Raw genomic sequence first — 24556 nt, 5'->3', positions numbered from 1 at the left:
TGCTGGTAGGTCTTTGCACGAGGGGGAATCATGGGGATCGAGACCACAATCGAGTACCGCCTGCCGCTGACCAAAGTGAGGCTCCAGGCGACAGTTACGGAGACCGTGGACGAGATCGTCCAGCCGCGGACGCTGACGCGAACGGCCGAGCGCACTTTCACCTTGGTAACGATGGCCGATCCTGGCCGGCGCCGGGAACTGACGGTGAAGGGCGGACTGATCAACGACTACGCGTTCGAGATGGCGATGACCGAAGACGGGCGGCTGACCAGTGCGTCGATCGAGTCCACTGGGCATCTGGGGCAGGTTCTGACCGCGACCGCGACTCTCGCAGGGGCGGCAGTGGCGCTCGCGACGGGCAACGTGCCCCTGGCCGCAATGCTGGTCACGGCGGACGGCGGTGACCAGCCGCTTGGCGCAACCGAGAGCGTCGCCGAGGAGTTGACGGCGCAGCAACAAGTCTGGCGGGCCTATCGCGCGGCGCATCCATCGGAAGCGGATCGGCTGAAGGACCTCACCGCGGAACACAACGAGCTGGTCAACGCGCTCGATACAGCCCGGCAGCGGCTGAGGCGCGCAGTCGGTGACGCACTGAAGATGAGCAGAGAGCATCAAGCTGTCTCGACCCTCGAGGGTCTGATCTCGGACAACGAACGCGAGCTCGACCGGGCCAACCAGCGCTTCGCGGCCTGGAGGGCCGGTACCCTGAAGGTGACCAACTTCGTGCACGACGAGTTGGTGGACGTCGTTTCGCTGCCTCGTTTGGCAGACGGCGCGCTGCAGTTCGTCGACACCGATGAAGGAAAGCTGGTCCAGACCTTCTTCAACAACGCACTCGGGATCGTCGCCACAGACGAGGACCCGCCAAGCACGAACGCCACGCCTGACCCGGCCAATACGGTGACAGACCGCCTGCACCTACTGAAGCCCCGCCGCGTGACTCTGATCCACGTCGAAGGCAACGGAGAGAGTCCGACACGGGTCTCGACAGAACGAGTGCTGGTGATGGATCGCGCGTGCGAGGTGATGAGTATCCCGGTCCGCAAGTCCTGGAGCGGCAGGCGGCAAACTGGCGTGACGCTGTCCGAGTCGGGTGCGCTCACCAAGCTGACCTACGGCGGCACCGCCAGCGCCGACGCTGTCGCCCAGTCACTCGCAGGACTACCCGCCGCCTTCGGCGGAGCCCTCGAGTCGGTAGCGACCTCACGCGCCAAACTCGATGGGCTACGCGATGCGCCGCAGGAGCGTGAACTCGCTGCCCTCAAGCGTGCAGTCGACCTCGAGGAGCAGCGCCTCAGACAAGCCGGCCAGACGGCGACCACCACCGACTACGCCGAACTGCAGCGACTCAAGCAACAGAAGGAGATCGCAGAGCTACGCGCCGAACTGGCAAAGCTTCGCGCCGTCTGACCATCCGAGCTCCATTCACTGTCGTCCCGGGGTAGCGGTCTCTCAGCCGTCGCCGTTTCAGATGCGGCCGATGACCACCAGCCTCGGCACGGTGTCGGGTGACACCGGCTGGACACGCTAGGGCTGTCACACGCTCCAGGAGCCGTCAGCTGCGCGGCTGGTTGGCTCTGTTCATGTGATACCTGCGTTTCAAACGTCTTTCGCTCGGGGATCAATACATCGCAGGGCGGCAAACACGGGGATGTCACCGCGCTGATATTCCTGGTCGTGCCGTCGACGGGCGGGCTTGTCGTGCGACTGGGGAGCCGGCACGGCGGGTATCGAATGGTAGTGCGGCGACGGGAGGTCTTCCGGCGATTTGTTGGCGAGACCTACGTTCCGCTGGAGCGTGCTGCTGCGGTCGTCACCCACTCGACGAGCGGCGAAAGCGATCGCCCAAGAACTGCGGCGAGGCGAGCAAACCAGCCAGAGGGCAAAGTCGCCCCAAACCTGGTGGAGCTAACCCTTGTACTTGTGGTCATAGATCAGGCGATGTCGACTCGCGACGAACAGAGTTCGGACGTACGCGACTGGCCTGACATGATCGCCGTTCCTGGAGTACAGGACGCGGCCGTGGTCAAGAAGCGGGGATCTTGCGTCCAGCGCAAGTGCGGACGCCTCCTCCCTGCTTGCTTGACGGGCCACGACGGTATCGATCCAGCCGACGCGCCTGTAGCCGGCGGCCTCGAGGAGCGTCCGTGCGTCGACGGCAGGGTCCGCCGACGGCATGACGTCGTACGGGTAGTAGGCGTGCTCTAGTGCGACCGGTCCGTCGTTGGCGCATCTGACAACCTGTCGGTGAACGATCGGCGTCCGTACGGCGATCTCGAGCTGGTCGGCGACCTCAAGGGATGCCTGTTCGATCCTTGTCTCGGATCGGTTGGCGGCTGCGAGCCCCAACCGCTGAGCCTCGTCCAGGAATGTCTCGTCCCGGGTGAGTTCGGGCTTGGCCGAACCGGCGGGGGTGGACATGAACTGGGCCAGCATCGGTGACTCGCTGACAACGGCGCCACGCTCACCCTGCAGGACGATCAGGCCATCGGATTGAAGACGTACGAGGGCCAGCCGCACATCCTCTGATGAGCCGAAGCGTTCTGCGAGCTCCGCGAGCGAGAGGACGGCACCTGCGGCGCCCAGCTCACCCCGTGCGATGCTGCGCCGGATTAGCTCGGCGATCAGCCGGTGTCTTGGAGGCATCTGCGGCTCCTCTTCGCCTACTCAACCTGCTCGCACCACAGTCTGAGCCGTGAGCTTCGTCGGCTACGGCACACGCGGTTTCTCGACCGTCACCCATGTCGGATTTGCGGCGTCCGACCCTTGCGAATCGGGTGACCAGTGGCCCGCAACGGCGAGGGGAACGGGATTCATCGGGTCGGGCAGGACCATGGTGAGACCGTTGCCGCGAGCTTCGAGCTCGGCGGCGTAGGTGGGGTCGACGCGGTCAATCGTGATCATGATGAGTCCGGACGCCGGGTGTCGCCCCGTCGACGTGACCTTTGTCGGCAGGTTGAGATCCTCCTGCCTGCGCATCAGACCGAGCACCCATTGCAGTGTCCACTCGGCCTCCTGCTCGCCTGGCTGCCAACGTCTGAAGCGCAACAGTTCCGGGAACCGTACGAGTGGTGGAATCTCGAGCCGCGCCCGGACCATCTCCTCATGAGCCGGGACATTGACGACCAGGACCACTCGACCACCGCCGTGCTCTACAGTCTCCGTTAGCCTGGCCTCCGTGCGCGGATTGCGCTCGACCCACTGGCGAACGACCGGCAGATCTGGCGAGGCCGTCGCACGTTCCTCCCGATAGCGCATACCTTCCACCTCCAGCCGACGCCTCCAGCAAAGCACGCTCGTCAACGTGCGGAAACGCGGGCGGACAAGCGAGGCTGGTGGCCGGGTGCGGCTGCGATGGATTTCGAGCACTCGCCGGTCCGTGCTGCCGGTTGACCTCGACCGCTCGGCATTCGTCGGCGGCGACAGGGGAGGATCGGACAGCGTCTCGACCCACGGCCAGATCCGCGGTCGGCGGCGCACCGGCCGACCTCGGCTCGCCCGCCCGTGGCAGCGCAGTTCGCGATCGCTCGGGCTCACCTGCAGGTCCGTCGGTCATGCGACCATCCGGGACACCGCCGGTAGCCGTCGTGCCGATGCGAGTGATGAGACGGAGGTAGGTTGGGTGATGAACGTGGGCGGCGATGGCCATCGTCGGACGGGGTGATGTGCCCAACCGTGCGACTCCAAAGGATCCAGCTATGGCCAGGTACCGCGCGCCAGACGCCGACTCGGGACCAGGGATCGACCCGGCGCTCTGCCCGACATGGGCGGAGAAGGCCGGATGCAAGCTGGGGGAGTGGATTGCCGAGCATCCTGACCACGGTGGAGCCGGCGGTGTGCGGGTCCTGAAGGATCGCAAGACTGTTCTGGTGTATTGGAAGGGGTCTGTGCCCGCCGGTCTCCGGTCGTTGGCCGCCCGACTGCCGGTCCAGGTGACCTTCGAACGGGCCGCATACTCGCGCGCCGAACTGACGGCAGCCGTGCTCGCCGTGATGGACCACAACCCAGATGTGTCCGCCGCCGGAAGTGAACCCGACTACTCCGGCATCAGCGTCGTACTGAGCTCCAAGGCCAAAGCGGACGCCTTCGCCCACGTCAAGGCGACCAGCAGCGTCCCCGTCGCCCTCCGCTGGATCGGCGACCCCACACCACTTCGCAACACTGCGGATATGGCCGGCGACAGCAGTTGCAGTTGATCCGTTCCACGGAGGTCGCGGTGGCCATCGGCTGCGACCGCTGGGCGGGCGCTGGTGTTCTGGAATGCTGATCATCCTGATCACGGATTCGCCGGTCACGATACGTCGCCTGACGGTGCGGTGAAGGTGTCGCCATCGGTGCTGATGGTGAGTGAAGCCGCGGGAGGTCCAGCCACGGCACCGTCTGCGCTGGCCATCCGCCTGTAGCGCCGTATGGCGTGGCCGTGTTCAGCCGGCCAGCGTGGATGGTCAACCCCAATGGGCAGCCGCTCTACTCCGCTTTCAGGTCGAGGCCGATGCCTGACGGGGCCAGGAGGGTCAGCTGGTTGTGGTCGATGGTGTAGGTGACTGCGGGCCCGAGGGTGGCCAGGATTGCGGTCTGCAGCGTGGCGGTTTCGGCTGTGCAGTCGCGGTTGGTGGTGACGAGGTCGCTGAAGTTCAGTTCTGTGTTGTTGCGGGTGAAGGTTCCGGAGAGTTCGTTGCATCCGGTCCAGCCGGTGAGGCGCTCGTCGTGGAAGCTGATCCACGCTTGCTCGGCGTGATGGTGGTACTGGCGCAGGTCGGCGTTGGTGATGGTGGTGAGGACCTTCCACCTGGTCCCGTCGAGCGGGAAGTCTGGTTCGGCGATCTTCCGGTCCAGCAGCGTGATCGTCGTACCGCCTGAGGCGAGGGTGAGCTCGTCACCGCTCAGCCGCCATGAGGGTTTGCTCGTCAGGAACGTCTTCAACCATTCCTCCTGGTCCCGAAGCGGCGGTCTGCAGCCGACCTGGGTGCCGCCGAGTCCGGGTATCCACAGACTGCCGCCGGTCAGCAGCTCGCCGGCTGCGACCGCTGTCCCCATGCGGTTACAACCGGCGTGTGTGCGCACGACGTCGTACACCCGTGGCCCGTCCGAGTTCTTGTTGGGCACTCGCGCGAACCCGAGCCGAATCCGCGTCTTCGGCACCAACTGCTTCGGTTCGCCGTCCTCGGTGACTGCGGTGGACAGGTAGGTCTTGCCCAGCGGCGTCCTGGTCGATCCGTCCAGGACCGCGATCGCCGATCTGAACTCGCGTAGTCGCTCCAGGAGTGCGTCGGCTCCGCCCGAAGCTTGGTCCTGAACACCCGATCGATGCAGCGTGAGCCGTCTGTCCGGCTCGGCGCGGATGATCGTGCTGGCTCCGTAGGCGGTGGCCGGCGTGCGGAGGTGGTCGGCGTCGATGATCACAGTGTCGGCCGGCAACCGCGCACGAGCTTCGGTAGCGGAGACGACCGGAGCTTCGCCGGATCGGTTGGCGCTGCTTCCGTACAGGAAGGGAAAGGTCAGCCAAAGCAGGGCAAGTGGACCCCAGCATCCGTCGAAGAACAGCACCCAGCCGTCCTGGATGGCCGGCGCCACCCACTCAGGCATCGTCGGGTCTGACCGGATCGGCGCCAGTACGGAGATTCGCTCGGCGAGCGCGAAGTCGATCGCGGCGAGGGTATCCGTTTGGAGGTCGAGATATTGGAACAGCTGATCGTGCGCGGCTTCCGAGTGGACCGAGATCCCGACCGGCTGTTCGACGGGTCGACCCTTCAGGAAATTCACCGCACGGGCATCACGCGCCACCACGCCATACGTCAACGGACTGGGACTGGTCACGACAACAGCCCCACCGCCACGCAGTACCTCGATCGCGTGCAGTTGCGCGCGATCGAACTCAGGCAGATCCAAGACCGACACTCCCCAAGTATCGGCCGGATGACGGCTGGCTGTTCTCGCGGCAGGGCATCAGATCAGGGGGAAGATGCCGCTTGCGAGCTATGGGGTCTTGACCGGACGATTGATCCGCCTCGCGCGGGAGGCCGCCCGCCTGGGTGCTCTGAAGGCGCCATGTTGCAGGCGAGTGCGAGTCAGCGGGGTTGTACCGGCGTCGTGTGCACTAGCGTCACGAGCTCGGTGATCCTCGCAGCTTGGAGACGCGGCGTTGGGCCTGGACGAGATCCTGAAGGTGGCGTGCTGGTGGCACCGGACGCGCTGTGGGGAGCCGCCGCACAGCACGCCGCGATGGTCAGCCGCCTGGCCACGCTGGCCTCTGAGCGTGCGCCCTCATCGCCTACGCGATCAGTAGTTCTGGGGGAACGGGACTTCGAGTGGCAGGTCGATGTCGAGGCGGGTGCCTTTGCCTGGTGGGCTCTGGACGGCGATGGTGCCGCCGGCGGCTTCGACGCGGTCGCTGAGGCCGACCAGGCCGGAGCCATGGGCCGGGTTCGCTCCGCCGACGCCGTCGTCGATGACCGAGAGGCGCAAGGTCCGGTCATGGATCTGGACGGACGCGCGGATCACCGACGCGTTCGCGTGCTTGGCGGCGTTCGCGAGGGCTTCGGACAGGACGTAGTACGCCGTCACCTCGATGCGTTCCGGTAGGCGCTCATAGGTCGCGACATCCAGCAGAACCGGGACAGGCGAACGGCGTGCGAGCGCCTTCAGGGCGCTGGCGAGTCCGCTCTCGGCGAGGATCGTCGGGTGGATGCCGCGGGCCATTTCCCTGAGGTCGTCGAGCGCAGTCGTCAACTCGTCGGCTATGACGTCGAGGTCGGCGGAGAGTTCGCCGAGCTCGGCCGGGACCGAGGCCTGAGCCGCCCGCAACCGCAGGGTGAGGGAGACGAGGCGCTGCTGCGCGCCGTCGTGGAGATCCCGCTCGATCCGTCGTCTGGTCTCGTCGGCGCTGGCCACGATCCGCGCACGGGATGCCTTCAGTTCGGCTTGTGCCTCGGTGTTGGCGATCGCGGTCGCCACGAGTTCGGTGAAGTTCGACAGCCGCGTTTCGGTGTCGGGAGGCGGTGGTTTGTCGCCGGCCGATCCGACGGCGATCGCACCCCACAGGTTGCCCTGGACAAAGATCGGGACGCCGACCGCGGAGCGAATCCGCAGTGGAAGCGCCGTGGTGACCGGCGGACTTTCGGTGCCGTACTCGACGCGTACCGGCAGGCGTGTCTGGTGGATGAGGGCGGTGAGCTTCCGGCCCGCGGGAGACGTCGGTTCGGTGGCGGGGATCGGCTCGCCGCTCGCAGTCCATGCTGCCAGCGTCACGGTTTCGCTTGGAAGGTAGCGGGTCAGTTCAGTGAAGTCGGCGCCGACGAGGCGGCCGACGTCGGCCGTGACCGCCTCGAAGACGGCGTTCGGCGCGGCCCCGCGTGCGACGAGTGTTGCGATGTGTCGCAGCGCTGCCTGTTCTTGCGCGAGTCGCTCGATCTCCTCGCGGGCGGCTCGCTCATCGTCCAGGACGCTGAGCATGCGCATCGTGATTGCGGCTACCCGAGCCATCCCGCGCAGCAAGCCCAGTTCCTCGCGGCTCAGGACCCGCAGGCGCGCGACAACCAACATTGCTGCGGGCGGATGCTCGAGCACGGCTGAGGCGGCGACGCACCGACCGACGCCAGGTACGTCGAGTGAGTCCGCGGCGCCGGAGCCGACTGCGTCGAGGTCGTCGACAGGTACGGCATTCTCCGGGTAGCCGACAGCGGCGACGAGTTCACCAGCGCATTCGATCGCGGCGACATCGGCGTCCAGCGCCTCAGCGGCACGCTCGACCGCGACCTGAGCCGCTTCGTTCTCGGTCCGGGCGGTCGACATCACCGCGACGAACTCGGCCAGTTGCTGGGTGGACCACGAAGCGGACCACGGTCTGGGCTGGGACGATGTGCTCACGTCAGCCGACCGAGAGAACGACCAGGGTCTGGTTGTGGAAGCCGCGCAGGCCATGGGTCCGCGCGATCTCGCCGTACGTGTAGAAGCCCGCGATCGGAGCGCCGGGAGTGACCGCGGCGATCCGGTCGATCTCGGTACGGATCCCGTCGTCGCCGAGGACGCCGCGGCGGGCGATGCAGTCGAACGCGATCATGCCGAGGGGTCGCCGCCCGCCGAGCGCGGCGAGGGAATCGCCGCAGGCCGCGTCGGTGGCGTCGAGCACGGACGCAGCATCGCCTTCCATGATCCAGGCCAGCGCGCCCTGGGGAATCTCGGCGATGCAGGACAGCGATCGCGCCTCGAAGTCCCCGCCGCTGATGAAGCGCACCTGGTCCTCGCCACTCGGGTGGCCGAGGCCGAGCGGGTGGGTGAGGGCCAGCCGGGCGAGCCACTCCTGGTCCCGCACGGCGGGTTCCTCGGCTCCCAGGTGCTTGAGGTAGACGTCGAGGGCCGGCTGGTCGTCGAGTGTGTGGACGCGGTTCCCGGCACTTGAGGTGACCAGCATCGGTTCGCCGACGCGACGCCAGCCGTGGCGCACACCGATCCCGAACGGGGCGTCCGACGCGATCCCGGCGGCGACGACCGCGTCGGTGAGGACCTGGTCGCCGTACAGCTGATGAGTCCGGGCCATGCGCAGGTCGTCGCCCGCACAACCGCCGACGAGCGGCACGGATGCGCCGAGCACGCTGTAGGCGCCACGCACGATCTCCTGCTGGTCGCCTGCCAGGCCGTCGCTGAGGACGACGAGGACCTTGTACGGGAGGTCCGCTCGGACTGGCATGCAGCGGGAGACATGGGCTCCGGCGCCCCGCAGGTCTCGTGACGCTTCGGTGGCGACACAGGTGTCGACGGCGAACCCATCGCCTCCGAGCGCAGTGACGACCACGCTGGCCTCGCTCGGTCCGGTCGTCGCGATCTCGCCGGCCGTCGTGCAGCCGATGAGTGGTACGTCGGGTGCCGATCGACGGATCGCGGCGAGCAACGTGGGGAGATCATGTGATTGCGAGCAGAAGACGATCAGCAGTTTCGGGTCGTCTCGAGCCAGTGCTTCGCCGACCGCCCGGGTCCCGGCGTCGGCGTCGAGACCGTGGGCGGATCCAACCGAGAACCACCGCGCAGGTCGCATGTCGATCCTCAAGAGCACCCGACACCTTCGACGCTACAAGGGGCGGTGTCACCGCTCAATGACACGCAACGAGAGTCTCGAACGGTAACCGGACCAGTGCTCGAGGTAGCCGGCAAGAGGTCGGGTTAGCTGCAATGCGCGCCGGGCGATCCCCGGGGATGCTAAGTGCCATGGCTCTGCGCTGTTTCATCGTCGACGACAACGCCACCTTCCTGACTGCTGCCCGAACCCTTCTCGAACGCGACGGATGTACCGTCGTCGGTCTGGCGTCGACCACAGCCGAGGCGCTGCGGGCGGTGGACGACCTCGAGCCGGACGTCGTGCTGGTCGATGTCGATCTGGGCGGTGAGAGCGGTTTCGACCTGGTACGGCGGTTTCAGCGCGAGACGACCGTGGACGGGTCCAGGGTGATCCTCATCTCGACCCATGCCGAGGAAGATCTCGGTGACCTGCTCGCGACGGCGCCGGCCAGGGCCTTCCTGTCCAAGTCGGACCTGTCGGGCGGCGCGATCCGCCAGATCCTCGACGGCACCGCCCGGCCCGGCTAGGTAGGCCGTTCTTCCTGCCAGCAGGTATGTCGAATTCCGGGCAGCGAGGCTGATCGACCGGGCTCGGTCGACCGATCCTGACAGTGTGCAGCCCGTTGACGATCTGAGGTCCCGCTTCGAAGCCGAGGCGCTGCCACTCTTGCCTCGGCTCCGTGTCGCGGCTCGGCGGCTGGCCGGGAATCCGGTCGACGCAGAGGACCTGTTGCAGGAGACGCTCCTGCGCGCGTATCGCGGTTTCGCGGGCTTCGAGGCCGGTACGAACCTGTCGGGCTGGCTGCACCGGATTCTCCGGAACACGTTCATCAACGGCTACCGCAAGAGGTTGCACGAGCCGAAGACCGTTCCGTACGACTGGGCGTCCACGCCCGAGGGCGCCGGGGGAGGAGTCGCGACGTCCGCCGAGGCCGTCGTACTCGACGCGATCGTGGACGAGCGGCTGCACGCGGCGCTGTCGTCGCTGGACGAGCGGTACCGGCGGGTGATCCTGCTCTACGACGTCGAAGGCTTCAGTTACCTCGAGATCGCCGGGATGGTCGGCGTACCGCGGGGAACTGTGATGTCGCGGTTGCACCGTGGCCGGAAGACGCTTCGGGAGCGGATCGAACTGGCTGCCTGAGTCCCGGGGTGGGGTGATACTCGGTGGTATGACGATCAAGTCGTCAGGTGAGCCTGCGAGCGGCCAGGACGCTGCGGCCGGTACCCGTGTCCTGCTGGCGGAGGACGACGTGCTGCTTCGCGAGGGGCTCGCGAGCCTGCTTGAGCGGTCGGGGCTCGAGGTGGTGGGGCAGACCGGTAGCAGCGAGTGGATCCTTCCGCTGGTGCGCCAGCTCGAGCCCGACCTGGTGGTGCTGGACATCCGGATGCCGCCGACGAACACCACGGAAGGACTGGATGCTGCCCGGGAGATCCGTCAGGAGTTCCCGTCGATCGCGATCCTGGTGCTGTCGGCGCATGCCGAGGTCGAGCACGCGATGGAGCTACTCGCCACCGGCCAGCGGATCGGCTATCTCCTGAAGAGCCGCGTGACGAATGTCGGTGACTTCGTGGAGACGCTGGAGCGGATCGTCCGTGGTGGCTCGGTGATGGATCCCGCCCTGGTGCAGGAGTTGGTGACTGCCCGTCGGCACAACGACCCGCTCGCCGAGCTCAGCCCGCGCGAGCACGAGGTGCTCGCTCTGATGGCGGAGGGCCGGTCGAATGCCGGCATCGCCCGCCGCTTATGGGTGACCGAAGGCACGGTGGAGAAGCACGTCCGGCACATTCTGACCAAGCTGGACCTGCCCGAGACCGATGACGACCATCGGCGGGTGCTTGCCGTGGTCACCTATCTCGAGTCGCGGTGAATTCCTGCTGGCAGGTACCGGCAGTGGACGCTGGCGGTGCAGACGCGGCCTGGTCCGGCGGGGGACGGTTGCCACAGGCCCACCGGACGGCGGGCGGCCAAGGGACTGATCGCGATGCTCACCACTGCAAACCCGAACTGGTGGCGCAGCGCGGTCATCTACCAGGTCTACCTGCGCAGCTTCCAGGATTCCGACGGTGACGGCATCGGCGATCTGGACGGCGTCCGCGCGCGGCTTCCTTATCTTCGGAGCCTCGGCGTCGACGGCATCTGGCTGAACCCGTTCTACCCTTCACCGCAGCACGACCACGGGTACGACGTCAGCGACTATCTCGACGTACATCCGGAGTACGGCACGCTGGCGTCCTTCGACTGCTTGGTGGCCGAGGCGCATCGCCTCGACATCAAGGTCCTCATCGACATCGTCCCGAACCATTGCTCGGCCGAACATCCGTGGTTCGTCGAGGCTCTCACCGCCGGTCCGGGCAGCCCAGCACGCGATCGGTTCCATTTCGCGGACGGGAACGGCGAACTGCCGCCGAACAACTGGCGGTCGATCTTCGGTGGCTCCGCCTGGCAGCAGGTCGCGGACGGGCAGTGGTACCTGCACACCTTCGCGCCCGAGCAGGTCGACCTCAACTGGCGCCACCCGGACGTCACGGCGTACTTCGAACACGTGCTGCGATTCTGGCTCGACCGCGGTGTGGACGGTGTCCGGATCGACGTTGCCCACGGGCTGCACAAGGCGCCTGGCCTGCCTGATCACGTGGATGCGATGGACGACGAGCTGACCGGCGACCCGCTGAATCCGTACGCATGGAACCAGCCTGAGGTACACGACGTTTGGCGCAGCTGGCGCCGCATCACGAACGAGTACAGCCTCCGGACCGGCCACGAACGGGTGCTGATCGGCGAGGTCGGCGTCCTCGACGCTCGACAGCTCGCGCTGTACCAGCGCCCGGACGAACTGCACCAGACCTTCTACTTCGAGTTCCTCCGTGCCCAGTGGGACGACCAGATCCTGTACGACGTCGTGGACCGCGGACTCGGCACGATCGCCGGCTCGAACTCCTCGGTCGCTTGGGTACTGAACAACCACGACATGCCCCGGTCGGTGACCCGGTACGCCGGCGGCGCTCCTGGTATCGATGCGGGTGATGTCGACCTCGGCACCACCCGGGCTCGGGCGAGCGCGTTGCTGATGCTGGCGCTGCCGGGAGCGGCGTACGTCTATCAAGGCGAGGAACTCGGCCTGCCCGAGGTGACCGACCTGCCCGTCGAGGTCTTGACCGACCCGATGTTCCACCGCACTGACGGCGCGCGCCGCGGCCGGGACGGCTGCCGGGTCCCGCTGCCGTGGATTAGCGATGAGCCCGGTTTCGGGTTCACCTCCGCCGACCCCTGGCTACCCCAGCCCGAATGGTTCGCCGATCACTCGGTCGACCGGCAGGAGAACTCGGGCGAGTCGATGCTCCAGCTGTACCGCGCGGCACTCAGGCTGCGGCGGCACTTACCCGCCTTGGCCTCTGAAGAGTTCCGCTGGTTGCCGACTGAGCCCGGGGTCCTCGCGTTCACCCGCGGCGACGGCTTCAGCTGCGTGGTCAACTGCTCCTCCCGAACGGTCACGGCGCCGGTCGACGGCCGACTCCTGCTCGCCAGCCACTACGAAGCCGGCGACAAACTCCCACCGAACAGCGTTGCGTGGTACCAGTCCGACACTGCGACCGACACTGCGGCCGAGTGGGCAGGTGTCGCAGCATGATCACCCGTGTCTGCGTCCAGCCCGTGTCCGCGATGACCCCTTCAAGCCGGTGGACCTGGCGTCTTGAGTTCCCCTCACTCGGCGCCAGGTCTGCCGTTCCACCACGCCGTACGAAGGAGGTGTGAGATGCGACAGGTGCAGGTGACGAAGAAGCGCCGGACGAGGACCCAGCGCCGTGACACCCTCCTGGAGGCGCTTCCCCTCGACCCCAGGGACCCCGACATCGTCAAGGCCAAACAACGCCGACGCGAGCCCACCCCCCACCGACGGCCAGTAGCGCAGCCTGACAACAAACCCAGAATCATGAGTCCGTCGAGCATGATGTGGGCTCTGGGATTCGGCGGCGGCCGGATCTCCTCCGGCCACGGCTGGCCTAAGACTTGCGCTCGGAGTACTGCTGACGCCAGGTGTCGATCATCGGGATCAGTTGGTCGCTCATGTACGTGTAGAAGTCGCGCATCTCATGCAGACGCCGTCCGGTGGTGCTGTCCTCGCCGGCGATGTCGATGCCTTCCTGGGCAGCGTCTCCCATCAGAGACAGCATCGCGTTCTGCTGTGACATCAAGGATGCCCAGGCGCCGTGCCGGAAGCGGTAGTGGTCGCGGCGGCTGCCGGGCGCGGGAACGCGTTCGATCAATCCGATCGGGATCAACTGCTTGACCGCGGTGGAGACGGCCCCTGAGCTGATGGACAGTTCCGCGCACAGGTCCGCGGCCGTCATCGATTCCTGCCCGGAGTACAGCAGCGCGGTCATCACACGGGCGGTGGTCTTCTGCATGCCGCCCTGCGCCAAGGTCAGGGCGAGCCTCTCGGCGGCTTCCCGAAGCCGCTCATCAGCATCCATGGGTGGATGATATCAGCCGTCTCTGAGTATTCATGCTGTTTACAGATCTCTGAAAGTTCTATAGATTGTGGGAACTGGCAGTCACAAACGAGGAGATGATGTCGATGAAGGCCACCGATGTTGTGGCGGGTGCACACGGTATGACCGACGACGCTTGGCGGCGGCACGCGAACCCTTGGAGCGTGTGGACCAGGTTTGCGGCGATCCCTGCGTTCGAGCTCGCGGCCTGGAGTCGGGACTGGATCGGGTGGTGGTCCCTGACGGGTGTCGGCGTGGTGCTGATCTGGTTGTTCTGGCTGAACGTACGCATCTTCGGCCCGGTCGAGCCGACGAGTTGGGCCGCCAAAGGGATCTATGGGGAGAAGCTGCACGTCGATGGCAAGGCGCCGGCTGCTCACAAGGTCGTGCTGAACGTGCTGATCGCCGTCGGGCTCGTGGGTTTCGTCCTCATCGCCTGGGGGCTGGTCGCGCTGGCGGTCTGGCAGGTCCTGCTCGGCACCGTCATGGTCGTGATGGCCCAGCTGTGGCGCATCGACCGCTACGGCCTGCTGTTCGAGCAGCAGCGCCTACTCGATTGAAGTCGGCACTCCCAAGCGATCACGAGACCTCGCACAGCTGTCGGTGAGTATTGCCATTGGCAACGGCTCGGGCTGAGGCGTCCGAGGGCGGGACCTGTCGGGCGACACTATGCTGCATGATGCCGGCCGGGCGGCCGGCGCTTCGTCATCCGGGATGTGTATGTGAGCGAGACAACGAGCGGCGGGCTCCGGCGCAGGGCTTCTGCGTCGTCGTCAAGGTTCCGGCATCCGACGCAGGTGGTTGCCTCCGGGTTCGGGTCGGCCATTCTGATCGGCACAGCGGTACTGTCGCTGCCGATCGCGACCGAGAGTGGTGAGCGGGCGCCGTTCGTCGATGCGCTGTTCACCGCGACTTCGGCGGTGTGTGTGACGGGGCTGGTCACGGTGGACACCGGGCAGTACTGGTCGACGTTCGGTGAAGTCGTGATACTCGCACTGATCCAGGTCGGTGGTCTGGGGATCATGACGCTGGCCACTCTGTTCGCGATCCTGGTGTCGGGCCGGTTGGGGCTGCGCACCCAGTTGATCGCGCAGGCGGAGACGAAGACGGCTCGGCTGCGGGACGTTCCGCATCTGGTGCGCAACGTCGTGCTCTTCAACGTCGGCTCCGAAGTGGTGATCGCGACGATTCTGAGCGTCCGCTTCTTCACCGGTTATGACATGCCGCTGGGCGAGGCGGTGTACGACGGCGTGTTCCACGCCATCTCGGCGTTCAACAATGCCGGGTTCTCGGTGTACTCCGACAGCCTGATGGGGTTCGTTTCCGATCCCTGGATCACACTGACTGTGGCAATCGCGTTCATCGTGGGCGGCATCGGCTTCCCGGTGGCCTTCGAACTCGCCCGGTCGTGGCGCCGCCCGCGCACCTGGTCGGTCCTGACCAGGATCACGCTCGCGGTGACCGTGCCGTTGCTGGTGATCGGTACCGTGGTCATCGGCCTGACCGAGTTCTCCAATCCGGGGACACTGGGGCCGCTCGACGATCAAGGCAAGTTCCTGGCGGCCTTCTTCGCGTCCGCGACAGCGCGAACCGCGGGCTTCAACTCGATCGACGTCGCCGCCATGCATCCCGAGAGTTGGTTGTTCACCGATCTCCTGATGTTCATCGGCGGGGGGAGCGCCGGAACTGCCGGTGGCATCAAGGTGACTACGCTGGGATTGTTGGCGCTGGTCATCTGGGCGGAGTTGCGGGGTGAGTCCAAGGTGAACGTGGCCCGCCGTCGAGTGCCGGAGAGCACTCAACGGCAGGCGTTGGCTATCGGCTTGCTGAGTGTGGGGCTGGTGGCAGTGGTGACGATGGTGTTGATGCACCTGTCTCCGCATCGCCTGGATCAGGTGATGTTCGAGGTGGTGTCGGCGTTCGGGACGGTTGGGTTGTCGACTGGCATCACGGCGGATTTGCCGCGCAGCGGCCATGTGCTGATCATCGTATTGATGTTCGTTGGGCGCATAGGGCCGTTGACTCTGTTCTCCGCTCTCGCTCTGCGTGAGCGGGCACGGTTGTTCGAATATCCTGAGGAGAGGACGATCGTTGGCTAATCCGAAAGGCGACCCGGTGCTGGTAGTCGGCCTGGGGCGCTATGGAAGCGCAGTGGCGCTGGAGTTGACGCGCCGCGGCACGGAGGTGCTTGCCATCGACAGCCGGCCGAAGCTTGTGGAGTCCCTGGCCGGCCAACTGGCCCATGTGGTCACCGCCGACGCCACGGATCCGGAGACGTTGCAGCAGCTCAACGCGCAGGATTTCTATCGTGCGGTGGTCGCGATCGGGACCAACGTGGAGGCCAGCGTGCTGGTGACGTCACTGTTGGTCGATCTCGGTGTCGATACGATCTGGGCGAAGGCGGTCACTCCTCAACACGGGCGCATCCTGTCTCGTGTCGGGGCGCATCATGTGGTCTTTCCGGAGCACGACATGGGCGAGCGGACGGCACATCTGGTCTCCGGACGCATGCTCGACTACGTCGAGATCGACGAGAACTTCGCGATGATCAAGACGACCCCTGCCAGGGACTTCGTCGGCATACCGCTCGGTGAGTCGCGCCTGCGCTCGAAGTTCGGAGTCACGGTGGTGGCGGTGAAGTCCAGTGGCGAGCAGTTCACCTACGCGACCGCCGAGACGGTGCTGACCTACGACGACACCATCACGGTCGTCGGCACGATCGACGACATCGAACGCTTCACGAACTGGCTGTGACGGGCCTACCCAGATCGATCATGACGCGGCGTCGCCCCGGGACGGTTCAGCCGACTGCTCGGGCGGCTCTTCTGCCTGCGGCTGTTCCGCCTGCGGCTGTATCGCCCCGGCGCCCAGTTGCCATGGCACGCTCGTGACCATCACACCGGAACTGAAGAGCAACCTTGCCTTGAGCCGCAGTGCGCTCTGATTGTGCAGAAGCTGTTCCCACCAGTGGTCGACGACGTACTCGGGCACGAACACCGAGACGAGATCCCGGGGGCTTCGGCGCCGGATCCTGCTGACGTAGGCGAGCACCGGGCTGGTGACATCGCGGTACGGGGAGTCCAGGACGGTGAGCGGAATCGAGATACCCCTTTGGCTCCACTCGGCCATCAAGGCGTCGGTCTCCTCCTTCTTGATCTGTACCGTCAACGCAGTCAGCGTTGTGGGTCGCGTCGCGCGGGCGTAGGCCAACGCGCGCAGCGTCGGCGCATGGAGCCTGGACACGAGCAGGATCGCGTGGACGCGGCTCGGCAGGGTCACGGGCTCAGGTGCTGGACGGATCCGCTCCTCGACGTCGTCGTAATGGCGGCGAATGGCCTTCATCGTGGCGTACACCAGCGGCAAGGCGATCACGACGATCCAGCCACCACGTGTGAATTTGCTGATCAGGATCACGAGGAGCACGAGCGCCGTGAGGCATGCCCCGACCTGGTTGATGAGCCGCGACCGTCGCATCGTACGGCGCCGGACCACGTCACGCTCGTGCCGGAGATGCCTGGTCCAGTGCCGCACCATGCCGAACTGACTGAACGTGAATGAGAGGAACACGCCGATGATGTAGAGCTGGATCAGCTGATGTGCGTCTGCGTCGAACGACCAGATCAGCGCGATGGCGAGCAGGCCGAGCAGCACGATCCCGTTGCTGAAGACCAGCCGGTCGCCCCGGCGCCCGAACTGCCGCGGGAGGAACCCGTCCTGACCCAGGACCGACGCCAGGACTGGGAAACCGTTGAACGCCGAGTTCGCGGCGAGGACCAGGATGGCGGCCGTGAAGGTGGCGAGCAGGAAGAAGAGGGCCGAGTTGTTGCCGAAGACCGCTGCAGCCACCTGTGTGATCACCGTACGCTGCTCATAGCCTTCCGGCGCTCCGATCAGTTGGTCTTCACGTTCGGCGACGCGGACGCCTGTCGCGACGGCCAGCCACGTGATACCCGCCAGCATCGTCACGGTGATCGCACCCATGATCGCCAGCGTCCTGGCGGCGTTGTCCGCCTGGGGTTTCCGGAAGTGGGGTACGCCGTTGCTCACCACTTCCATGCCGGTCAGCGCCGTACTGCCCTGGGAGAAGGCCCGGAGCACGATCGCCACCGCTAGCAGACCGGTCGTCTGTGAGGTGGCCTCGACATCGAACGTGGCCGACTCCGCGACGGGGTCACGACCGACGAGTATTCGTGCGGCGCCCGCCAGGATCATCAGGAACACGATCGCGATGAACCCGTACACGGGTATGGCGAACGCCCTTCCGGACTGTCGCAGGCCACGCAGGTTGATCAAGGTCAACACAGCGACCAACCCGACCGAGAGGTGGATGACGTAGGGGGTCAGCCATTGGACGGCCGAGGCAATGTTCGCAACCCCTGCTGTGACCGAAACCGCCACCGTGAGCACGTAGTCGACCACCAGGGCGCTGCCCGCGACAAGCGAAGCGTTGGTCCCGAGGTTGTCGCGGCTGATCGAGTACGCCCCGCCACCACTGGGGTAGGCCCGGCAGATCTGACGATACGAGCCGATCACCACGACCAGCAGCACGATGACCGCTCCAACGATCCAGGGCGCCGCATGGGTCAGGGCCAGTCCGCCGATGGCCAGGCCGAGAAGGATCTGCTCAGGCGCGTAAGCGTTGGAGGACAGCGGGTCGCTGCAGAAGACCGGCAAGGCCAGTCGCTTCGGAAGCAGCGTCTCCCTCAACTGTGCGCTTCGAAGCGGCCTGCCCAGCAGCAGCCGCTTGGAGGCGTCGAACAGCAGATTCGTCATAGGGTCAGCAAAGCATCATCCGGGGACCGTGTCGCATCCGGATCAGGAGAGCTCAGGGTGAGTTGCGAGCGCGGCGCCGACCTGGTCGGCGAGTACGACGGCGACTTGCCGCTGCGCGTCGGACGGGCAAGCGAGCCGGGTGGATGCGACGAGCAGGAACCGGCCTCGGGTGATGCCGTCGTGCTGAACGCGCAGCTCGATCTCGCAATCGGTCGGGAGTCCGAACCGCTCGACGTCGAGATCGCGGCCCCCGCGGACGACCGTGCCGTCGCGGACGACGGCGGCCGGCGCGACGTCCTCCGTCCGGCTGTCGAAATGGCAGTCGTCGATACCCAAGAGGTCGACGAGTTGGTCGGCGACGTGCTCGATCAGGTCCTCGGTCCGTGAGCTTCCCGCCGCGACGATGCCGGCGGTCTGCACAACCCCGCTCAGGTAGCCCTGCTGCCGACTGGCGCGGGCCTGCTGACGGCGTCCCCACAGAGCGACCTCGGTGACCGCGACACCGACGATCGTGAGCAGCACGGCGGTCTCGACATCCGCACGATCGGTAATGCTGAACCGCTGGTACGGCTGAGTGAGGAAGAAGTCGAACCACACCGTGCTCGCCAACGCCGCGGCGATGCCCGCCCAGCGCACCCCGGTCGCCGCCGCGCCGACCACGACCAGGACCAGCACCAGAGCCGCATTCGTGTTCTCGATCTGCGCGCGGAACGGCACGATCGCCGCACAGACCACAGCCGGTACGACAGCGGCCACCACGACCACCGCCGTACGGGCGCGCTCGATGACATGAACTCGCATGCCACCATCATGAAGCCTTCCGGCGGAGTCGTGCCGGCTTGGGGTCGTGGATGATGCGGTGATGGTGCGTCTCGTCGTGGCGGAGGACTCCTACCTTATCCGGGCAGGGCTCGAGCTGCTGGTCGCGACGGGGGAACTCGGGGTTCGGTCTGCCCTCCGCAGGGGGTACCGAGGAGCAGTCGGTGGCGGCGAGTTCAACCGGCTGCGGCGGGAGCTTGCGCGCGGGCCTTCCCGCGGCATCCACGCGAACGTGCCGCGGGTGAGGTCGAGTGGCGTCGTCGAATCCGATCCGGGACGGCGCGATCGCCCGGGCTCGCGACGCCGGCCTTCGTCCTTCAGCTCCAGAACTCGTTGACGGCCCGTTGGTCCCACCAACACTCCCATGCCTCGACCACCAGGCCGCGGTCCACCGCGAAGACGATCGCGTATTCCTCGGACAAGGCGCGGTCCCCGCGCTGCGCGTCGGCGTGCAACAGAGCGACGATGCGCGTATCGCTGGTGAGCACGTCACGTACAACCGGCCTGTAGGTGCCCGCTGAGAGGTCGAACTCGCGCTCGAACGAGGCGATGGTGTCGGCTCTACCGCGATAGGTGCCGGAGAGCTGGTTCGACCCAGCTGTGTGCCAGACGATGTCGGGGTCGAAATGGGTGGCGAGCCTCTCCATGTCACCGGCGGTGAACGCCTCGTACATGTTCGCGAACAGAGTGCGGTTCGGGGGTACCTCAGGGGCTCCTCCCGGGGCACCGAGCTGGCCCAGCAGACTGAGCTGATCGATGACCGTCCAGTGTTCGATGAGCTTCCCTTGCTCGACCCGCGTGAACTGCATCGCCGTCAGGTCGATGTCCGCACCCGTGGCCGGAATGCCGTGGAACTCGCCGCGATGTGTGCCGCGCATTCGGACGTGACTCGCGACCGTGCCCCCAGAGGCGACCTGGTGTAGGAACGTGTGATGGAGGTCCGGAAACGCGCGGTAGAACGCCTCAGCGAAGCCGCGCAGTCCGTTCCGGTCGAGCGGCCCGGGGACTCCCGCCGCGTGCAATTGGAAGTCGTCGGAGGTCAACTCGTCGATGACGGCCAGGTTGCCGGCGTCCTGTTCGGTGAAGAAGCGGCGGACGACGCGGCAGCTCTCGTTCTTGTGCGGGGTGTCGTGGTCCATGGCGGACTCCTCTTGTTAGTGGCGCCATCATGGCGCTGCGATCGTCCCCAAGGCATAGGACTGGTGGTGCCGATTTCGTTGGGCGCCGTGGCCGGGCGCCGAGGCGGGTCCTGCCTCCCGGGCCCGCTCGCCCGGCGGTCGTGCTCCGAAGCGTGTTAGGCCGGACGTTCACTCACCTGACGGTCACCGGGGGCGCTGGCGACGACCTCGCTGGTCGTCGGCACTCGGCGTGCCGCACTGACGCCGGCGGCGATGAACCACAGCCACGACAAGGCCATCGGCAGGAATGCCAGTTCCTGGCCGCCGACAACGAGCACGAAGCCGGCGAGCAGCAGCGTCGCCAGCACGGCACCGGTGCGCGCGACGGCCCGGCCGACGACCTCTCCGTGCCAGCCCGCCACCGCCACGGCGGCCACCAACATCGCGATCGGCAGCATCGCGAGCAGGAAGGAGACTTGCTGCTCCATGAGCATCACCAGGAATCCGGATCGGCGCCTGCGCCTTCGTGCTTCACCAGGGTCAGCTGCGGCACCGCCGCCTGCATCAGCAGGGCGCCGGCGAGCACGCCGCCGCCCGCAGCGAGAGGCGGCCAGATGCTCCCAGGTCCGCGACGCGCACGCAGCCGCGAGGCGACGTATGCAGCGAACACGACCAGGCAGAGCACCGAGAGCAGTCCGATACCGCGTCCGTAGAAGTACGCCGGCGACGCCTTGGCCGCGATTGCCGCTGCGACCTGCTCCGGCGTACCCGCGTTGGGCGCGACTTCGTCGCCCGCGGCGATCACGTCGTCCCCCACGATCAGCAGCAGGGGGTACAGCGCCCCGCACACGGCCGCCGCCCGCAGCCAGGTTGTCGTTGTCATGTCGTCCTCCACATGGTCGTACCGATCCTTGTCCTCAAGGACGCTAGGGACGCAGGTCGGGTGGCGACATGGTGCCTGGGTCAGAGCACCCTCCGGTTCTCTGCAGTTCTGGATTGTGGTGAACCGCGGTGCGCGCGGCCCTCCCGCGCGGGATGATGACCATGTGCGTAGCCCGGTCCTGGATCTCGGTGTCCGCACGGCGCTCGCGCTTGGGGGCGCCGGCGCCGGTGGGCTGCTGCTCTCGCTAGCCCTGTGGCGTCCTGCGAGCTGGCAGGTCGCGGCCTGGTCGCTGGTGTTCGTCCTGCCGCTGTACGGCGTGGGGCTGCTCGCGTGGTCGCTGCGCCCGGATCTGCCGATGGCGCGGCTGCTCGCGGTCGGCACGTCCGGCGGGTCCCTGTTCTCGGGCTCCGTTGCGGTGGCCTACGACCTCTGGCCTGACCTCGGCGGCGCCGGGCAGCAAGTCGCTGCGGTGACGGTCTCCGTCCTCGAGTTCCTGGCCGCCGCGCTCATCCTGACCGTGTTTCTGCTCTTCCCGGCCGGCCGTCCCGAGGGCCGGATCGACCGGGCACTCCTGGGCCTGGTCTGGACTATGGCCGGTGTCGGCCTGGTGGCGCACATCGGCGGCACCGAACAACTTCGCGTCGACCCCGAGTTCGCGCGTGAGGAGATCGCGAACCCGTTGCGGGTCCCGGCCGCCGCAGGTCTGCTGTCTGACGTCGACCGGCTGCTCGATTCCCTGCTCGACTGGGCCCTCCTGCTTGTACTCGTCGTGCTCGGCGTGCGGTACCTGCGCGCGGATCACGAGCGGCGGGCTCAGATGCGGTGGCTGTTCCTGATCCCGCTGACCGCGCTCGGCCTCGCCGGCCTCGGCACCCTACTCACCTGGGCCGATGTCGAGCGCGCGTGGTTCTGGGCCAGCACCCTGGGCCAGTACCTCACGCTGGGCATGATCCCGGCGGTGCTGCTGGTCGCGATCGTGCGCCATCGGCTGCTCGACGTGCGCGTGGTCATCCGCAAGTCGCTGGTGTACGGCGTCCTCTGGGCGCTGATCGCGGCTGCCTACGCCGGGGTGGCCACGGCTGTCGGCGTCGCCGGAAGCCAGCGACTGCCGGTGGCGGCCGCTGTGGTGGCCACGGTGCTCGTGACCGTCGCCTTCAACCCCGCGCGAGCGCGGCTCGAACGGCTCGCAGACCGCCTTGTCTTCGGCCGCCGTGTCGGCGGCCATGAGCTGATCGCCCGCCTCGGCCGAGCGCTGGAGGGCACCGTCGACCAGCAGGAGCTGCTCGAGCGCCTGGCCGAGACAGTGCGCACCGGCCTGCGTGCGGAATGGGCCGGGGTACGGCTCGCGACCGGGCAGCTGGCGACGTCGGGACGACGCCAACCGGAGCACGAACCAGGACTCACCGCAGCACTTGTGCTGCGGGGCCAGGAGCTCGGCGTGATCGAGGCGGGCGCCCAGGCCGGCGCGGTTTTCGGCGACGACGACGCACGCGTGCTCGACACCCTCGCACACCAGGTCTCACTGGCCGTGCACAACGCCAGCCTCACCCGCCAGCTTGCGGGCCAGCTCGCGCTGGCCGAGGCGCAGGCCGCGGAGGTCGCGGCCTCGCGGGCGCGCATCGTGTCGGCCGGCGACGCCGAGCGGCGGCGCATCGAGCGCGACCTCCACGACGGCGCGCAACAGCGGGTGGTGGCGCTGATGGCCGGCCTGCGACTGGCCGTCAACCAGCTCGGCCGTGCTCCCGGCGAGGTGGCGAACACGCTGTCGCAGCTGGAGCAGGCGGCACGCGAGCTTCTCATCGAGCTGGTGGAGATCGCACGGGGCATCCGGCCGCCGGTGCTCACCGACCACGGCCTGCCGGAAGCGATCCGCAGCCGGACCGCCAAGCTGCCCATCGATGTCGAGTTGGCCGTCGACCCGGGCGCGGACGCGCGGCTACCCGACGAGATCGAGGGAGCTGCGTATTTCGTGTGCACCGAGGCCCTGACCAACGTGCTCAAGCACGCGCACGCCGACCGAGCCGAGGTCCGCCTCGCGCTGGTGGACGGCACGCTGCGACTCGATGTTCGGGACGCGGGGTGCGGCTTCGACGACGGCCGCGGTCGCGGCAGCGGGCTGGCCAACATGGAGGACCGGGTCACCGCGCTCGGCGGCCGGCTGACGATCGACAGCCGTCCGGGCTCCGGCACCCGGGTACGTGCCGACCTGCCCGTGCCATCGTCCGGTCCCCGTGAGGGGATGGATCGATGACGACGACGCTGCGAGTGGTGATGGCCGAGGACCACTACCTGGTACGCGAGGGAACCCGCCGGCTGCTCGAGGACACCAGAGAGATCGAGGTTGTCGACGCCGTCGACAACGCCGCCGAGCTGCTCGACGCGGTTGCGGAACACAACCCCGATGCCGTGGTCACCGACATCCGGATGCCACCGAACCACCGACTGGAGGGAATCGAGGCAGCGCACGAGATCCGGCGGAGGCACGCAGGCATCGGGGTAGTCGTCCTCTCGCAGCACGCAGAGGCCAGCTACGCGCTGAGCCTCCTTGAGCACGGCAGCGACGGCCTTGCCTACCTGCTCAAGAGCCGCGTCGCGGACGTCGAGCACCTGGTGTTCGCTCTGCGCGAGGTAGTGGCCGGGAGGTCCGTCATCGATGCGATGGTGGTCGACGAACTGCTGGCGGCACGACGCCGTACCGAGCGCTCGCGGTTGCACGCACTGACGGAGCGGGAGACCGACGTGCTGCAGAGGCTCGCCGAGGGCATGAGCAACCGCGGCATCGCCGACTCGCTGCACCTCTCCGTCTCCTCCGTGGAGAAGTATGTCGCCTCGGTCTTCTCGAAACTCGAGCTCGGACCGGCCGAGCACCACGACCGCCGGGTGCTCGCCGTCCTCACCTGGCTCCGGGAATCCTGAGCTGCTGCCACGTCCACAGCCGGCGGCCATATGCGGGACACCGGCTGCATCGCCGGGATGTGGGCGTATACATCCTGTCCGTGGGCGTTGTTTCGTGGGCGGTTTGAGGCTTGGTGCGACGCTGGAGGTAGCACAAGGTTGGCCCTGATGTCCGTCGGGGCAAGGGTATCTGGGGAACGCGATGGGACGTCAATCGCAACGGCGTACCGCTGTGCAACGCCGCTCTGAGCAGGCGATTCATCGCGGCCATTGGTGGCGGTGGCGACTGGTTGTGCTGGCGGTGACGGCGTTGGCGCTCGTCTGGACCGGACACGTACTGACCTGGGCCTGGTTGGCTGAGCGCCTCGCAGCGGCCGTCATTGTCGCGGGCGCGGTCCTGCCGGGCGTGCCCTTGAAGCCAGGCGGACGGACGCGGCTCGTTGCTGCCGGTCTCGTGATCGCGCTGGCAGTCCTTGCCCTCCGATGAGACCCCGGGCCGTCTGGCCGGAGGATGCCCGACGTC

23 protein-coding genes are annotated in these 24556 nt (G+C 67.1%); 12 read left to right on the top strand and 11 right to left on the bottom strand.

Going from position 1 to position 24556, the window contains the following annotated elements; translation table 11 throughout:
- The first annotated feature begins 30 nt into the window (after positions 1-30).
- Positions 31-1410, top strand: coding sequence for a hypothetical protein (locus tag ABD255_RS18195; RefSeq protein ID WP_344215375.1), 1380 nt, complete (start codon positions 31-33; stop codon positions 1408-1410).
- A 498-nt stretch (positions 1411-1908) separates the two neighbouring features.
- Here the strand turns inward: ABD255_RS18195 and ABD255_RS18190 are convergent, their stop codons facing one another.
- Together ABD255_RS18190 and ABD255_RS18185 are read right to left on the bottom strand one after the other, a co-directional pair.
- A complete protein-coding gene (locus ABD255_RS18190) occupies positions 1909-2646 on the bottom strand; it encodes a GntR family transcriptional regulator (protein ID WP_344215372.1) in 738 nt (245 codons plus the stop codon).
- A 63-nt stretch (positions 2647-2709) separates the two neighbouring features.
- Complete coding sequence (locus ABD255_RS18185) at positions 2710-3258, bottom strand: hypothetical protein (RefSeq protein ID WP_344215370.1); 549 nt, start codon at positions 3256-3258, stop codon at positions 2710-2712.
- A gap of 440 nt (positions 3259-3698) precedes the next feature.
- Here ABD255_RS18185 and ABD255_RS18180 point away from each other — a divergent pair, with 440 nt between their 5' ends.
- Entirely contained in the window at positions 3699-4196 is a 498-nt protein-coding gene (locus tag ABD255_RS18180) for a hypothetical protein (protein WP_344215369.1), read from the top strand.
- A gap of 271 nt (positions 4197-4467) precedes the next feature.
- On the opposite strand, the gene ABD255_RS18175 is transcribed toward ABD255_RS18180, so the two are convergent.
- The 3 genes from ABD255_RS18175 to ABD255_RS18165 form a co-directional block, all read right to left on the bottom strand.
- Positions 4468-5889 carry an META domain-containing protein gene (locus ABD255_RS18175; protein ID WP_344215367.1) on the bottom strand — a complete coding sequence of 474 codons (1422 nt, stop codon included), beginning with the start codon at positions 5887-5889 and terminating at the stop codon, positions 4468-4470.
- 390 nt (positions 5890-6279) lie between these two features.
- Entirely contained in the window at positions 6280-7866 is a 1587-nt protein-coding gene (locus ABD255_RS18170; RefSeq protein WP_344215366.1) for a sensor histidine kinase, read from the bottom strand.
- Between the two features lies 1 nt (position 7867).
- Positions 7868-9031, bottom strand: a complete 1164-nt coding sequence (locus ABD255_RS18165; RefSeq protein ID WP_344215364.1) for an FIST signal transduction protein — start codon at positions 9029-9031, stop codon at positions 7868-7870.
- Positions 9032-9201: 170 nt separating this feature from the next.
- Here ABD255_RS18165 and ABD255_RS18160 point away from each other — a divergent pair, with 170 nt between their 5' ends.
- From ABD255_RS18160 to ABD255_RS18145, 4 genes are all read left to right on the top strand, one after another.
- Complete coding sequence (locus ABD255_RS18160; protein WP_344215362.1) at positions 9202-9579, top strand: response regulator; 378 nt, start codon at positions 9202-9204, stop codon at positions 9577-9579.
- A gap of 85 nt (positions 9580-9664) precedes the next feature.
- Positions 9665-10195: a sigma-70 family RNA polymerase sigma factor gene (locus tag ABD255_RS18155; RefSeq protein WP_344215360.1), complete on the top strand. Its 531-nt coding sequence runs from the start codon at positions 9665-9667 to the stop codon at positions 10193-10195.
- A 28-nt stretch (positions 10196-10223) separates the two neighbouring features.
- Positions 10224-10922 carry a response regulator gene (locus ABD255_RS18150; RefSeq protein WP_344215358.1) on the top strand — a complete coding sequence of 233 codons (699 nt, stop codon included), beginning with the start codon at positions 10224-10226 and terminating at the stop codon, positions 10920-10922.
- A gap of 114 nt (positions 10923-11036) precedes the next feature.
- Positions 11037-12683 (top strand): glycoside hydrolase family 13 protein, encoded by a 1647-nt coding sequence (locus tag ABD255_RS18145; RefSeq protein WP_344215356.1) that lies wholly within the window; start codon positions 11037-11039, stop codon positions 12681-12683.
- A gap of 373 nt (positions 12684-13056) precedes the next feature.
- On the opposite strand, the gene ABD255_RS18140 is transcribed toward ABD255_RS18145, so the two are convergent.
- Positions 13057-13527 (bottom strand): GbsR/MarR family transcriptional regulator, encoded by a 471-nt coding sequence (locus tag ABD255_RS18140; RefSeq protein WP_344215354.1) that lies wholly within the window; start codon positions 13525-13527, stop codon positions 13057-13059.
- Between the two features lie 95 nt (positions 13528-13622).
- Here ABD255_RS18140 and ABD255_RS18135 point away from each other — a divergent pair, with 95 nt between their 5' ends.
- The 3 genes from ABD255_RS18135 to ABD255_RS18125 all read left to right on the top strand — a co-directional run bounded on the left by ABD255_RS18135 (position 13623) and on the right by ABD255_RS18125 (position 16299).
- Entirely contained in the window at positions 13623-14105 is a 483-nt protein-coding gene (locus ABD255_RS18135; RefSeq protein WP_344215352.1) for a DUF6653 family protein, read from the top strand.
- A 156-nt stretch (positions 14106-14261) separates the two neighbouring features.
- Positions 14262-15644, top strand: coding sequence for a TrkH family potassium uptake protein (locus tag ABD255_RS18130; protein WP_344215350.1), 1383 nt, complete (start codon positions 14262-14264; stop codon positions 15642-15644).
- Between the two features lie 16 nt (positions 15645-15660).
- On the top strand, positions 15661-16299 hold the full coding sequence (locus ABD255_RS18125) for a potassium channel family protein (RefSeq protein WP_344215348.1): 639 nt from the start codon (positions 15661-15663) through the stop codon (positions 16297-16299).
- Between the two features lie 18 nt (positions 16300-16317).
- Here the strand turns inward: ABD255_RS18125 and ABD255_RS18120 are convergent, their stop codons facing one another.
- From ABD255_RS18120 to ABD255_RS18100, 5 genes are all read right to left on the bottom strand, one after another.
- Positions 16318-18318, bottom strand: a complete 2001-nt coding sequence (locus ABD255_RS18120; RefSeq protein WP_344215346.1) for an APC family permease — start codon at positions 18316-18318, stop codon at positions 16318-16320.
- A 42-nt stretch (positions 18319-18360) separates the two neighbouring features.
- Positions 18361-19119 carry a DUF4118 domain-containing protein gene (locus ABD255_RS18115; RefSeq protein ID WP_344215344.1) on the bottom strand — a complete coding sequence of 253 codons (759 nt, stop codon included), beginning with the start codon at positions 19117-19119 and terminating at the stop codon, positions 18361-18363.
- Between the two features lie 335 nt (positions 19120-19454).
- Positions 19455-20276: an ester cyclase gene (locus tag ABD255_RS18110; protein WP_344215342.1), complete on the bottom strand. Its 822-nt coding sequence runs from the start codon at positions 20274-20276 to the stop codon at positions 19455-19457.
- 155 nt (positions 20277-20431) lie between these two features.
- A complete protein-coding gene (locus ABD255_RS18105) occupies positions 20432-20743 on the bottom strand; it encodes a hypothetical protein (RefSeq protein ID WP_344215340.1) in 312 nt (103 codons plus the stop codon).
- Positions 20744-20748: 5 nt separating this feature from the next.
- Positions 20749-21138 (bottom strand): hypothetical protein, encoded by a 390-nt coding sequence (locus ABD255_RS18100; protein ID WP_344215338.1) that lies wholly within the window; start codon positions 21136-21138, stop codon positions 20749-20751.
- Positions 21139-21301: 163 nt separating this feature from the next.
- On the opposite strand from ABD255_RS18100, the gene ABD255_RS18095 reads away from it, so the two are divergent.
- The 3 genes from ABD255_RS18095 (at position 21302) to ABD255_RS18085 (ending at position 24520) form a co-directional block, all read left to right on the top strand.
- Positions 21302-23389 carry a sensor histidine kinase gene (locus ABD255_RS18095; protein WP_344215336.1) on the top strand — a complete coding sequence of 696 codons (2088 nt, stop codon included), beginning with the start codon at positions 21302-21304 and terminating at the stop codon, positions 23387-23389.
- Positions 23386-24054: a response regulator transcription factor gene (locus ABD255_RS18090; RefSeq protein WP_344215334.1), complete on the top strand. Its 669-nt coding sequence runs from the start codon at positions 23386-23388 to the stop codon at positions 24052-24054. Before ABD255_RS18095 ends, ABD255_RS18090 begins: the two co-directional genes overlap by 4 nt.
- 181 nt (positions 24055-24235) lie before the next feature.
- A complete protein-coding gene (locus ABD255_RS18085; RefSeq protein ID WP_344215332.1) occupies positions 24236-24520 on the top strand; it encodes a hypothetical protein in 285 nt (94 codons plus the stop codon).
- The last annotated feature ends 36 nt before the right edge of the window (positions 24521-24556 follow it).

This window comes from Kribbella sancticallisti (genome assembly GCF_039530625.1).
Taxonomy (GTDB): Bacteria; Actinomycetota; Actinomycetes; order Propionibacteriales; family Kribbellaceae; genus Kribbella; species Kribbella sancticallisti.
Note: the sequence above shows the minus strand (reverse complement) of the source record. Positions and strands in the feature narration are given on the sequence as shown.